General features: G+C 53.0%; 11 protein-coding genes. 10 read left to right on the top strand and 1 reads right to left on the bottom strand.

Annotated features, from left to right (window positions below; genetic code table 11):
* The first annotated feature begins 131 nt into the window (after nucleotides 1-131).
* Nucleotides 132-365, top strand: coding sequence for a hypothetical protein (locus E0F26_RS10220; protein ID WP_279241558.1), 234 nt, complete (start codon nucleotides 132-134; stop codon nucleotides 363-365).
* 91 nt (nucleotides 366-456) lie between these two features.
* On the top strand, nucleotides 457-936 hold the full coding sequence (locus E0F26_RS10215) for a hypothetical protein (protein WP_279241557.1): 480 nt from the start codon (nucleotides 457-459) through the stop codon (nucleotides 934-936).
* Nucleotides 937-1044: 108 nt separating this feature from the next.
* Here E0F26_RS10215 and E0F26_RS10210 read toward each other — a convergent pair whose 3' ends face one another.
* A complete protein-coding gene (locus tag E0F26_RS10210; RefSeq protein ID WP_279241556.1) occupies nucleotides 1045-2148 on the bottom strand; it encodes a hypothetical protein in 1104 nt (367 codons plus the stop codon).
* Between the two features lie 397 nt (nucleotides 2149-2545).
* Between E0F26_RS10210 and E0F26_RS10205 the strand changes: the two genes are divergently transcribed.
* The 8 genes from E0F26_RS10205 (at nucleotide 2546) to E0F26_RS10170 (ending at nucleotide 12412) form a co-directional block, all read left to right on the top strand.
* Complete coding sequence (locus E0F26_RS10205; protein WP_279241555.1) at nucleotides 2546-3409, top strand: dienelactone hydrolase family protein; 864 nt, start codon at nucleotides 2546-2548, stop codon at nucleotides 3407-3409.
* Nucleotides 3410-3453: 44 nt separating this feature from the next.
* Nucleotides 3454-4065 carry an SOS response-associated peptidase gene (locus tag E0F26_RS10200; protein ID WP_279241554.1) on the top strand — a complete coding sequence of 204 codons (612 nt, stop codon included), beginning with the start codon at nucleotides 3454-3456 and terminating at the stop codon, nucleotides 4063-4065.
* 296 nt (nucleotides 4066-4361) lie between these two features.
* Complete coding sequence (locus E0F26_RS10195; protein WP_279241553.1) at nucleotides 4362-4853, top strand: NAD(P)H-dependent oxidoreductase subunit E; 492 nt, start codon at nucleotides 4362-4364, stop codon at nucleotides 4851-4853.
* Nucleotides 4850-6409, top strand: coding sequence for a formate dehydrogenase beta subunit (locus E0F26_RS10190; RefSeq protein WP_279241552.1), 1560 nt, complete (start codon nucleotides 4850-4852; stop codon nucleotides 6407-6409). The genes E0F26_RS10195 and E0F26_RS10190 overlap by 4 nt, the downstream gene beginning before the upstream one ends.
* A complete protein-coding gene (gene fdhF / locus E0F26_RS10185) occupies nucleotides 6406-9264 on the top strand; it encodes a formate dehydrogenase subunit alpha (RefSeq protein WP_420887687.1) in 2859 nt (952 codons plus the stop codon). The genes E0F26_RS10190 and fdhF overlap by 4 nt, the downstream gene beginning before the upstream one ends.
* A complete protein-coding gene (gene fdhD / locus E0F26_RS10180; protein ID WP_279241551.1) occupies nucleotides 9257-10039 on the top strand; it encodes a formate dehydrogenase accessory sulfurtransferase FdhD in 783 nt (260 codons plus the stop codon). The genes fdhF and fdhD overlap by 8 nt, the downstream gene beginning before the upstream one ends.
* Before the next feature lie 245 nt (nucleotides 10040-10284).
* Nucleotides 10285-10881 (top strand): TetR/AcrR family transcriptional regulator, encoded by a 597-nt coding sequence (locus E0F26_RS10175; protein ID WP_279241550.1) that lies wholly within the window; start codon nucleotides 10285-10287, stop codon nucleotides 10879-10881.
* Nucleotides 10882-11044: 163 nt separating this feature from the next.
* Nucleotides 11045-12412, top strand: coding sequence for a DsbA family protein (locus E0F26_RS10170; protein ID WP_279241549.1), 1368 nt, complete (start codon nucleotides 11045-11047; stop codon nucleotides 12410-12412).
* Nucleotides 12413-12485 lie beyond the last annotated feature (73 nt).

The following is a 12485-nucleotide window of genomic DNA, read 5'->3' as shown; positions in this document are numbered from 1 at the left end:
AGTACGCGGACCGTACGCCCAGAAAGCCCAAACTCGGTGGAGCAGGGCATGAGTTTTCGAGTGCGCGAAGTTTCCAAAACACTTCAAAGACAGTGGCGATAGGTAAAGGTTGAGTCGGGATTGAGACCAGTATGACCTCTGAAACCACCCTTAAAGAAGTGCTTATTCTAATGACCTTGATTGCCATCATCGCCATTGCTGGCTCCGGGTTAATTGTACTTCCAACGAGTAGGGAGAACTGCGAAGCGTCTGCAGAGCGAAGAAAACTTGAATGTATTGCGTCTGGTCAGGCGGTCGCTGAGTGCCACAGCCAGTATGAATTGGAAAAAGACAACCGATGCCAAGCGAATCTGCGATATTGGTAGCGTCTATGAGACACATTATTTTCATATTTCTGTTTGCTTTGACTGGTTGCGTAATCACTGGTGCCGGTCATCTAAATCGTTGCGAAATTGAATGACCGACGTCATATATGCCATACAAGTCGCGATCGCAGTCCTAATTAGTCTGTGGATTTACGACCGCCTCGCCAAACGGTGGACTGCCACCCTTGGTGATGATGTTGTAACTGGCAAAGTTACTAGTGTTGGTTATGTGGCATCAGAAGGGGGGGGTTACATCTCTGTTTCGTATGCTTACTCAGTCAAAGGTACTCGTTTCTACGGAGCCTTTAACCCTTCGATATGGGGTGTCGATGGTGTCTCGTGGAAGACAAGTATGTACGAGGTAGAAGACAGAATGCGGGAGGAATACCCCAAAGGCTACGAGGTGCGAGTCTTTTATTTTCGGGGCTCACCCGTGGAGCATTGGTTACATAAAGCGCCTTCAAAATGGGCGATATTTTGGAAGGCGGTTTGGCTTCCTCTCGTGATACTGGTGCTAACTTACATTCCCTTGATGTTCATTAGCCTACTGATTTACTTACAACTTCGATAACCACGGGTGGTAAGTTTACGACCGGAGGCGTTTCGCGAGTGGTAGGCTTGCCATAGGCGCGAGCGGCTGCATGAGGCGGTCATCATTCGGAGCAAAAGCGGGTCTATTTCACCGGTCAATTGCCGCGTGCAGATCTCGATACTTGCGATAATTACTCAATAATTCATCACCACGATCGACCTTTCTGAAACGATAGAAAATAGTGACTTCAGGCGTGGCTTCAATGATTAATAGCGGGCCAATTTCATTCGTCAGACGCCTTCTTACATGGCCGTCTAGTAGGTGGCGAAGTTCGACTTCAGAATCACCCTCTATGTGAAAGAGATCATCAAAGGCTGCATCGCCTACCGATAAATCCTCGCGACCTGCCTCAAAGCCAAGACGAAATTTTAAGGAAGTCCACTCGCCTTGCGCTTTCGCAAGGTCCCGCGCTGCGAACGTTTGCATGATCTTATAATTGAAACGTGTCCGACGATTTTTAAAACAGTAAACGGTTTGCCCAAAGCGACTAGAGAAGTCTGATAGGAATGAATAGCGATAAAAGTGGTAATTGAAGATCGTGGGAAACTGACCTGAGAAAAAGAAGTCGTTACAAGAGTGCTTTGCCTCAAAGAGGCGGGTTGGATTGGAAAAAAGAACGAATCTTTTGTTATCACAAAACGCGGGTGCAGTGCCTTGAGGTTGAAAACGAAGCCCCATTTGTTGGGCTTGAATTCGAATACGCTGCGCTTTGTCGCGTTTTATGTGTGATCGAAGCCAGAAGGGTTGAATTATGAGCGGTAAAATAAAGAGAAGGATGGCGAAAATCCAGCTGAGGCGGGCATGCCACCACTTCGGCATACCTTCGTGCCAGCCAGAAATAGCTGCCTGCCATTTATCGCGTAGGAAGTTTAGGAGGCTTCGTGACGGCTCGCTTGGGATGGTGTGTGTTTCTGCTGCCTGCTCGGGCAGTTCAAGTCCTTCACCTTCAACCAGTACCCACGCTTCGTGTACGGACTGCGGCCTGCAATTGGAGAGAAACCGAGAGGTTCTGAGGTCACCCGCAGCGATGGCGAGGTCTTGGGCCAATAATATTTCGTCGGTTGTAGCGGGACAGATTCGGTCAGCACTCGCTAATGCATGGACGGTGAAGACGGCATAAAAAGTACTCGCTGCAAGCACTCGAAGCGACCGGCGTGTTGCTGATTGTGGCCTCTTCTTGTGAAAACACATCAGTTCACCCCTCGTTTTTAATGCGTGAGCTTGAGTGTACGGGAGAAGACGGCGTGTTTTATCGAGCCAGGCGAACTCTTGCTTCAAATCAGATAATCACGACAAAGTTCTGCTGTATTTAAGGCGTGCCGTCACGCCTCTAGTAGGCCGTATTCATTGGTTTTTGCTTGTCCCGCGTTTTACCGATAGGCCTCTTTTGTCTATCTGCTTCTGTTTGTCTGCACTAATGCTCCTTGAGCCTTGCGACAGCAAAGCGCCTCAGATGTATCTGATGACGCTTAAGTCACTTTCTCAAAACCAGGGGCAGCGGGGGTGGCCGCAGAAGTGTTTTGGTTGAATGTGTTATGAGGAATGTTATGTACTGTAGACACATCATTGTTATCAAGAGAGCGACGGTATGTGTGACGACAAAACGGTGCACGACGAGAATAAATCAGAACCGATTACGCGTAGGGAGTTTAATACCCTGGCGACGGGTGCGGCCGTTACCTTCGCTTTGCCACCTCTTGCCAATGCAAAAGCTGTGTCGGGGTGCGACGTTAGGATTCAAACCTCGGATGGGCATTGCGATGCTTTTTTCGTACACCCGTCAGAAGGCAGACATCCCGCTGTATTGATTTGGCCCGACATCTTAGCCCTAAGAGCCTCATTCAAAGCCATGGCAACAAGGCTCGCAGAGAGCGGTTACACAGTGTTGTGCATCAATCCCTACTATCGAGACGCCGTTGCGCCCGTGGTAGAGACAGGGGAGAGCTTTAGCGATGCATCGACCCAGCAAAAGGTCCTGCCGATGTATCGTAACTTAAGCCCTGACACCCACCGTAGGGATGCGCGCGCATTTGTCGATTGGCTCGATGAGCAACGCTCTGTGGATACGACGCGACCAATGGGAACGATGGGGTACTGCATGGGCGGCCCCATGGTGATGAGGGCTGCGGCGGAGCGCGCCGATCGCATCGGCGCTGGTTGTACGTATCACCCCGTCTCACTGGCTACGGAGGATAACGACAGTCCGCATAGGCTCATTCCTGAGATGAGAGGACAATTTTTCATTGCACTGGCTGAGAACGACGATGAGCGCAACCCTGAGGATAAGACCGTTCTAAATAAGGCCTTTGCCGCTCAGGGGCTTAGCGCAGAGGTTTGTGTATTCGAGGGTGCACTGCACGGCTGGTGTGTGCTTGACTCCCGAGTGTATAACGAGGCGTCCGCGGAATTGGCGTGGGAGAAAACCCTCGACCTCTTTAGCGCCGCGTTGTGAATATGACTCTGAGTACCTGCCAGCCTCATCAGGGGCAGTGACGCGTGTGTGGGCGCTATACATTAGCGGCATCAAATAAGCTCGATTTATCGGCCTTAACACACGAAGTTCCTGATCGTTTTAATATCGCCCCGCAGTCAGACGTCGTGGTGGAAACTCAGCTCGATGGGCTGACTGTGAAACCATGGTCACTCTCACCGCCATGGGCTGCGGCGCCAATGCATTTATTTAATGCCCGGCTTGAGACGCTCGATGAAAAACCATCCTTCAAAGGCAGTTTGCGTTGTGTGTTTATGGCGGATGGCTGGTATGAATGGCAGCGCTTTGCGCACTCGAAACACCCCTGGTATCACCACAGAGAAGGTGAATTGATCCGCTTTGGGGGCGTCTATCACCCCCTGAGTGGCTGTGCGATTGTCACGACGGCGGCACAGCCTGAGATCGCACATATTCATCACAGGCAACCCGTGTTGCTGACGGCCCAAGCGGCTGCGGGCTGGCTTGACGGTGCACCCGCGAGTGACTGTATGAGCCATTACCCTGTTGCTGTCCATAAAGTATCGAGTAGCGTCAACGATGCAAGGCTCGACTCGTCAGATTTAACGTTACCGATAAAAATAGAGACCTCAGACGATGTTCAAGGGTCGCTTTTTTGAAGGACGTTCCGGAGGCGCTTTTTAACTAAGTATGGGTTCAGTGCAGACGTCGTGTTTAGGTGGAACCAATAGGTCCACTTCCGTGTGTATTGACTCTGTATTGCCCAACCCTTAGTGCGGCACTCGCTGCCGTTTCTGGCTCGCCGACTCCGCCGGCTCACGTACGTCAAAAATAGCGGCAGAACTACCACTAAAACGTTGTAGTGCCGTTGGTTCGACGTTGATACTATCCGCCAAATAATCAATAACAAACGACTGACATTGCGATCGTCGCTTGAAGCAACAGGGGGAGGGTAATGGGCGCCAGCAAAGGCGTTTATTGTCCGGGAAATATGAATGATGTTGTTCTCGATATTGCACTAAAACATGCTGGCGAGATGGGTGGGCTTTTACCGTGTTTGCACGAGGTTCAAGAGCGCCTTGGATACATTCCCGCTCAGGCCCACGGTCAATTAGCTGAGGCCTTTTCACTCTCTGCGGCGGAAGTACACGGCGTTATCAGCTTTTATCACGATTTCCGAGATGCCCCAGCATCAAAGCTTGCCGTGCAGATCTGTTGTGCTGAAGCCTGTCAGGCCGTGGGATCTCGTGAGCTGGAGTCACACGCGCCCCAAACACTAGGGGTGGATTTTGGCGAGACGCACGCGTCGGGCGCCTATCGACTGGAACGGGTCTATTGCCTCGGTAATTGCGCCTGTGGACCCTCGGTTCGCGTAGGTGATGTCGTTCATGGGCGTGTGAACCTGGCTGAATTATCGGGCCTTGTTGCACAAGGAGCTGACGCGTGACGCTTACGATCTTTATTCCGCAAGACACCACCGCGGTTGCCGTTGGTGCGAATCGTGTCGCTGCCGCTTTTTTAGAGCGCGCTAAGGCCTTAAATGTTGATCTTCAAATCATTCGCAACGGCTCGCGAGGGGCCTTTGGGCTCGAGCCCCTGGTCGAAGTTGAGAGGGGAGAGGACCGTATTGCATTTGGCGCGGTCAAGGTCTCGGACGTGCCGGGCATAGTTGACTGCCTCACGAGCGGCTCATATGAGCACGAAACATGTCTTGGGTCGTCTGCAGATATCCCCTGGTTTTCAGCTCAGACGCGAATTACCTTTAAGCGCTGTGGCATCGGGGTGCCAACGAGCCTCGACGACTATCGTGCGCTGGGTGGTTACGGAGGTTTGCAGCGCGCGCTTAGACTGTCGCCTCAAGCCATTGTCGATGAGGTCAAAACGTCGGGGCTGCGTGGGCGTGGCGGAGCGGCCTTTCCAACGGGTATCAAGTGGCAAACCGTTCTCGATACACACTCTGAACAGAAATACATTGTGTGCAATGCAGACGAGGGGGACTCCGGTACCTTCGCTGATCGATTGTTGATGGAAGCAGATCCGTTTCAGCTTGTTGAAGGCATGACAATTGCGGGGCTTGGCGTTGGTGCGACTCGAGGCTTCATCTATTTGCGCTCAGAATACCCCAAAGCCCGGCTAGCCTTAGAGAGTGCTATCAAGATCGCCGAGCAGTCAGGTTTGCTTGGTGATGATATCTGTGGCTCGAAGGCTTCTTTCAGACTTGAAGTTCGCTTAGGCGCGGGCTCATACATCTGCGGTGAAGAAACGTCTTTGTTGAACTCGCTTGAGGGAAAGCGCGGTGTCGTGCGGGCAAAACCGCCACTGCCTGCGATCGAGGGTCTCTTTGGTCAACCAACAGTGGTTAACAATGTGCTGACTCTGGCGTCAATCACGTCGATTCTGGCCGACGGCGGTAGCGAGTACGCGCGTCACGGTGTAGACCGATCCACTGGAACGCTACCCATTCAGTTGGCGGGTAATGTGAAATACGGCGGACTGATTGAAGTGCCGTTTGGTATCTCTTTGCGTGAAATTATTGAGGTTTGGGGTGAGGGCACGCGCTCGCAGCGGCCTGTTCGAGCTGTCCAGGTGGGAGGGCCGCTGGGTGCCTACCTTTCGGCTGAACAGCTGGATGTGCCCCTGACTTACGAGGCGCTGTCGGCCATCGGCGGCATGCTTGGGCACGGGGGCATTGTGGTCTTTGACGACACGGTTGATATGGCTAAGCAGGCACATTTTGCGATGGACTTTTGTGCCAAGGAATCCTGTGGCAAATGCACACCTTGTCGGATTGGTGCTGTGCGTGGTCGCGAAGTACTTGATCGCGTTTGTGCCGATACTGCATCAAGCGATGATCTGATTTTACTTCGCGATCTCTGCGAGACCATGGAGCAAGCATCACTCTGCGCCATGGGTGGGCTTACGCCGTTACCCGTTAAAAGTGCAATGAACAAGTTCCCGGAAGATTTTCGTGTCACAGACAATCACTATGAGGTGGCAGTATGAATAGCATGGTGGAGTTTTATCAGCCGCAGGCCGACTTTGGTACGCCCAAATCCCAGTCTGATAAGACCGTGACGCTGACCATTGATGGTCGCGATGTAACGGTTGCCGAGGGAACGTCGGTGATGCGAGCCGCATTTGAAGCGGGTATTAAAGTGCCAAAGCTCTGTGCGACTGACAGTCTAGAGTCCTTTGGCTCTTGTCGGGTTTGTCTTGTTGAAATTGAAGGTCGACGCGGCTATCCCTCCTCTTGTACGACGCCGGTGGAGACAGGCATGTCGGTCACCACCCAAAGTGATCAGCTAGCAAAGATCCGTCGAGGTGTCATGGAGCTGTATATCAGCGACCACCCACTGGATTGTCTTACTTGTCCGACAAACGGCGATTGCGAACTACAATCCACAGCGGGAGAAGTGGGCTTGCGCGATGTCCGATATGGGTTTGCGGGCGAAAATCACACTCAGCTCGAGAAAGACGAGAGTAGTCCCTATTTCACTTTCGACTCTTCCAAGTGCATTGTCTGTTCTCGCTGTGTGCGTGCTTGTGAGGAGACTCAAGGCACGTTTGCACTGACGATTTCGGGGCGTGGCTTTGATTCTCGTGTGAGTGTCGGCGCTGAGTCGGATTTCCTGTCTTCAGACTGCGTGTCATGCGGTGCGTGCGTCGCCGCTTGTCCAACAGCCACATTGACTGAGAACAGCATCATTGATCACGGAATCCCCGAGCATTCAGTGACAACTACCTGTGCCTACTGTGGCGTTGGATGTGGATTCAAAGCCGAAATGCGTGGTCAGGAGGTCATTCGGATGACCCCTTGGAAGGACGGTAAAGCGAACGAGGGACATGCCTGTGTGAAAGGTCGCTTCGCTTTTGGTTATGCCACCCATAAAGACCGTATGACCGAGCCGATGATTAGAGACTCCATTGACGAGCCCTGGAAAAAAGTGAGTTGGGAAGAGGCACTGTCCTTCGCTTCAGCGCGCTTACGCGGTATTCAGGATAAATACGGTCAGAAAAGTATCGGAGCAATCTCGTCATCACGATGCACGAACGAAGAAGTTTGGCTGGTGCAAAAGATGGTGCGCACGGGGTTTGGTAACAATAATGTCGATACCTGTGCTCGTGTCTGCCATTCGCCAACCGGATATGGCTTGAAGCAAACACTGGGAGAGTCCGCGGGAACACAAGATTTTGCCTCGGTTGCCGACGCGGATGTCATTGTCGTGATGGGGGCGAATCCTACCGAGGCGCATCCGGTTTTCGGGTCGAGGCTCAAGCGTCGTTTGAGAGAAGGTGCGCGGCTTATCGTTATCGATCCACGCCGGATCGAACTGGTTGGTGCACCGCATATAAAATCGGATTACCACTTACCTGTAAGGCCTGGAGCCAACGTGGCGTTGCTCAACGCGATAGCTCACACGATCGTTGAAGAAGGATTGGTCGATCAGGGTTTCGTCGACGAGCGCTGCGAGAAGGTGGCTTTTGCTAATTGGATGACGTTTATCCAACAGCGAGAGAATTCTCCCGAGGCGATGGAGGCGCACACGGGTGTGCACGCCGAGGATGTGCGAGCAGCTGCGAGACTCTATGCAACAGGTGGGAACGCGGCAATTTACTACGGGCTGGGCGTAACGGAGCACAGTCAGGGGTCGACTACGGTTATGGCGATTGCGAATCTCGCCATGTTGACAGGAAATATCGGACGTCGGGGTGTCGGTGTAAACCCGCTTAGGGGACAGAACAACGTTCAGGGTTCCTGCGATATGGGCTCCTTTCCGCATGAGTTACCCGGTTATCGACCTGTGGGTAACGACGAGGTTCGCGGAAGCTTCGAGTCGGCTTGGGGTGTGAAGCTCGATCCAGAGCCCGGCCACCGTATTCCTAATATGTTCGAGGAAGCGCTCTCAGGCAGCTTCAAAGGTTTGTACTGCCAAGGCGAGGACATCGCGCAGTCAGACCCCAACACCCAGCATGTTGAGGCAGCGCTCTCGGCAATGGAATGCTTGATCGTGCAGGATATTTTCTTGAATGAAACGGCCAAGTTTGCACATGTGTTCTTACCGGGCTCTTCGTTTCTGGAAAAGGACGGAACATTCACTAATGCGGAGCGCAGAATTTCGCGCGTCCGTAAAGCGATGGAACCCCTCGGCGGTAAGGCCGATTGGCAAGCGACGCTGGGTCTGGCGCAAGCCCTGGGATGCGATTGGGATTACGACAGCCCCGAGCAAATCATGCAGGAAATTGCGAGATTGACGCCTACCTTCAGCGGCGTGACGTACGAGAAAATCGAACGGTTGGGTAGCGTGCAATGGCCGTGCACTGATGAGGCCTCGACAGGCACACCGACCATGCACGAGGAGACGTTCACACGCGGACTCGGTCAGTTTATTGTGACGGAGTATGTGCCGACCGATGAACGGTGCACACGGCGGTTCCCGCTCATCATGACGACGGGTCGCATCTTGAGTCAGTATAACGTCGGGGCGCAAACACGTCGCACAGAGAATTCGGCCTGGCATGACGAGGACGTCCTAGAAATACACCCCGAAGATGCGCAGGAGCGGGGTATTTGCGAGGGCGACTGGGTGGGTATCTCTAGTCGAATCGGCGATACCGTACTGCGAGCCAAATTGTCGCAGCGCGTGCGTCCCGGTGTGGTCTACACCACCTTCCACCACCCTGTTTCGGGAGCCAATGTCATTACTACCGACAACTCTGACTGGGCGACTAACTGTCCTGAATATAAAGTGACAGCCGTTCAGGTAACAAGGGTGTCACAGCCCTCCCAGTGGCAGGAACGTCAGAAATCCTTTGACCGAAAGCAAAAGCGCTTCGCCAAGGAAGCCGTTCTTGGTTGAGAGTAAGCCTTCGGCCTCGTCCGTCCCTGTCATACGAACGCTGTGTGATGAAACGGGGTCGAGCGAGACTCAGGATCTTGTCGTCTGTGAGATGCCGGTGGCACTGTCGTTTAATGGCATTTCCTATGCTGTGATGATGGCGACGCCCTCAGATCTCGAGGACTTTATCCGAGGTTTCGCAATCGGCGAGGCCATTGTTACGTCTCCTAGCGGAATTTACGATATTGAGGTCAGCCGCTCAGCGCATGGCGTAGACGTGAATGCGACCGTATCCAATGAGACAGCCTTTCGTTTAAAGGATCGTCGACGATCGATGGCGGGTCCCAGTGGCTGTGGCTTATGCGGTGTTGAATCCATTGAGCAGATAAGGCGCGATGTACAACCGGTATGTCGTGGCGAAGCACCGACGGGGCGCGCATTAAACAAAGCACTTGCCGGCCTTCGTCCATTACAAACGGTGTCGCGTGAAACGGGAGGGGCTCATGCGGCTGCTTGGTGTGCGCTTGATGGAACTATTCTCGCCTTGCGAGAGGACGTGGGTCGCCACAACGCGCTTGATAAGCTCCTTGGTTGGCAGGCTATGACCTCAAGTGAGGGCTTCTTACTTGTAAGTAGCCGAGCTAGTTTTGAGATGGTGAGCAAGGCTGCAACAGCTGGAGTGGGTGTCTTGGTTGCTGTCTCTGCACCCACATCGGCCGCGGTTGATATGGCGAAGCAAGTTGGAATGACATTGATCGCATTTGCGTCCGAAGGCCGGTCCGGGCGCTATTCCTGATCGAGATAGGTCATGGGATACACAACGGATAATGCCATTAGGGTCTAACGCTGCATCCCATAGTGAACTTGCGTCTAAGTTATTAGCGGAAGCGCTTTGTGCCCGTGCCGATTGTGTTCATAGACGAGATGCCCTTTCTGAAACCGTGCCGGGTCACAACAAGCCCTAGGTGTAGGCAATAACGTTTCGTTTCTTAGAAGCTCACGCCAATCTCGACTTTGTGGTACAACCGTCAAGACAGGACAGTGAAATCTAGACCAACCATGACCACAATTACGCAAATAGCTGATGGGCGCCGACAACGCAGTGAGCGAAGCCGTAAAGCAATGATTGATGCGGCACTTGCATTGATCCAAGAAGGCAACTTCGCACCCACCGCGCGTGAGATATCAGAACGAGCCGGCGTCGGTATCCGTTCCTTCTTTCGGCAGTTCGAGGACATGGATAGCTTGTTCTTGGCGGTTGATGAAGAAATATCAGAATCCGTCGTAAGCAGCTTTTTACACCGGGGTGACAGGGAGGGGGACTTAGAGACACGGCTGGGATCCTTGGTACTTACCTATACCGAGGCTTTTGAGACGCATCGCGCACTCCTATTAGCCACAAAGTCATTGCGCTGGAGCTCTCAGGTATTAAAAGACAACTATGCCCATTACCAGGTTTTGTCACGAGACAATAAAGAGGCATGGATTCCTGAACTCAAATCACTTCCTGAGGAAGATCGTCAGCTACTTGATGCCTGCCTCTCTTTTGAAATGTGGCACCGCCTGCGCGAAATCCAAGGTCTGCCGATTACCGAGGCCCGGTCAGTGATCTTGAGGGTCTTTCTAAAACTGATCTGACCAAGTAACAGCGCATTCCCATGGCGTGTGGTGTATGAGATTAACTGCGGTAGTAATATGGCAGTCTGTGTGCCATATTTTTGATGCGGCAACAATATGAATAAAACGGGTCAAAAAATCCAACACGCGTTGTCGCTGATCATCGTCCGATAAGGGGAGGCTAATGTCGCATCAATTCAAAGAACAAGGTGGCGCTGCTGGAATGGATCCATCGCCCCTAAAGCGCTGGCTTAGCTCAAAAGTTATTATGCATTTGAACAGCGACCGGCGCTTAGAGAAACGACGGAAGAAGGCAGAAAATGCGCGGCAAAAAGCGGGTCGGCGTCATGTTGTTGACTACTTCCATCAAATGGAGGATGGGTACAGCTATTTAGCGGCCCAGCTGCTCTGCCGACTGGCTGAGCGTTACGATGTGGAACTAAGGTGCCATCTTGTACGAGGACCAGAGGGAAATAACGCGCCAGATGCGGCTATGCTACTCAGGCTGTCACGCTACGACTCATCCTTGATTGCCTCAGAGTATGGGTTAGATTTTCCGGCGGCGGGTCCGAGCCCCGATAATGAGAGTATCGGACTGGCTCAGGCGATTGCAGCCTCTGTTCCTCAGTCACACTTGCCAGAATTATTGCCAAAGGTGGGGCATGCGTTGTGGCGCAATGACAGGTCAGAGCTTAAATCGCTTGCAGCGGTTACGGGAAAGGCTTCAGCCGATACCATTGACTCGGCGCTTAACGCGGGTACCGAGTTGAGAGCTAAGCTACGTCACTACTCAGGCGCGATGTTTCACTACGAGGGCGAGTGGTACTGGGGGATTGATCGGCTTCATTACCTTGAGGAGCGGCTCAAAGCGCTTGGTGCGTCGCGCTCATCTGGTGCTCTCATAGCACCTTGTCCTGCCGTTTCTGTTCTGGACGTCTCAAATGCGTCCTCATTGACACTCGAGTTCTTTCCCTCGCTTCGGAGTCCTTACACGTCTATCGTCTTTGATGAGACCGTTGCGCTGGCGGAAAGTACGGGCGTTAATTTCGTCATGCGCCCGGTGCTCCCCATGGTCATGAGAGGTGTCCCAGCAACCTTCGAAAAAGGGTTTTACATCTTCTCAGACACGGCGCGTGAGGCGAGGCGGCGTGGCGTGCCTTATGGGCGTTTTCATGACCCGATAGGGAATCCTGTTCGCAGATGTTATGCGATTTATCCGTGGGCTGAGCGTCAGGGGCGGGGGGCACACCTCCTTTCGAGTTTCCTTAAGCATGCCTTTGCGATGGGCGTGAACACGGATACCGATCGAGGTCTTAAACGTGTTGTCGAGGCTGCCGGCTTAGACTGGCATGCGGCGAAAACCCACCTCGACGAATCAGAGTGGCAAGACATACTTGAGGGTAACCGGCTCTCGATGTACGAGGGCGGTTTATGGGGCGTTCCGAGCTATCGTCTAATCGACGCTGAGGGCAATGTTCACCTAGAGATATGGGGGCAGGATCGTCTGTGGCTTGTGGCGCGCGAGATTCGTCGGTTACACAAGGCAGGCTGAGGCGCTCATTTTTGGCTGGAGCGCAGAGCATGACTTTGCGGTGAAGCCATGTTGCGTGCCCGCCCCGCGGCGG

It is taken from the genome of Candidatus Paraluminiphilus aquimaris, from assembly GCF_026230195.1.
GTDB classification, from domain to species: Bacteria; Pseudomonadota; Gammaproteobacteria; order Pseudomonadales; family Halieaceae; genus Luminiphilus; species Luminiphilus aquimaris.
The sequence above is the reverse complement of the archived record's forward strand: the minus strand, read 5'-3'. Positions and strand labels throughout refer to the sequence as shown.

What these genes read in the sequence shown, in the direction of transcription:
- E0F26_RS10220 (WP_279241558.1), top strand. Translation starts at nt 132, where the DNA reads ATGACCTCTGAAACCACCCTTAAAGAAGTGCTTATTCTAATGACCTTG.
- E0F26_RS10215 (WP_279241557.1), top strand. Translation starts at nt 457, where the DNA reads ATGACCGACGTCATATATGCCATACAAGTCGCGATCGCAGTCCTAATT.
- E0F26_RS10210 (WP_279241556.1), bottom strand. Translation starts at nt 2,148, where the DNA reads ATGTGTTTTCACAAGAAGAGGCCACAATCAGCAACACGCCGGTCGCTT.
- E0F26_RS10205 (WP_279241555.1), top strand. Translation starts at nt 2,546, where the DNA reads ATGTGTGACGACAAAACGGTGCACGACGAGAATAAATCAGAACCGATT.
- E0F26_RS10195 (WP_279241553.1), top strand. Translation starts at nt 4,362, where the DNA reads ATGGGCGCCAGCAAAGGCGTTTATTGTCCGGGAAATATGAATGATGTT.
- fdhF (WP_420887687.1), top strand. Translation starts at nt 6,406, where the DNA reads ATGAATAGCATGGTGGAGTTTTATCAGCCGCAGGCCGACTTTGGTACG.
- E0F26_RS10170 (WP_279241549.1), top strand. Translation starts at nt 11,045, where the DNA reads ATGTCGCATCAATTCAAAGAACAAGGTGGCGCTGCTGGAATGGATCCA.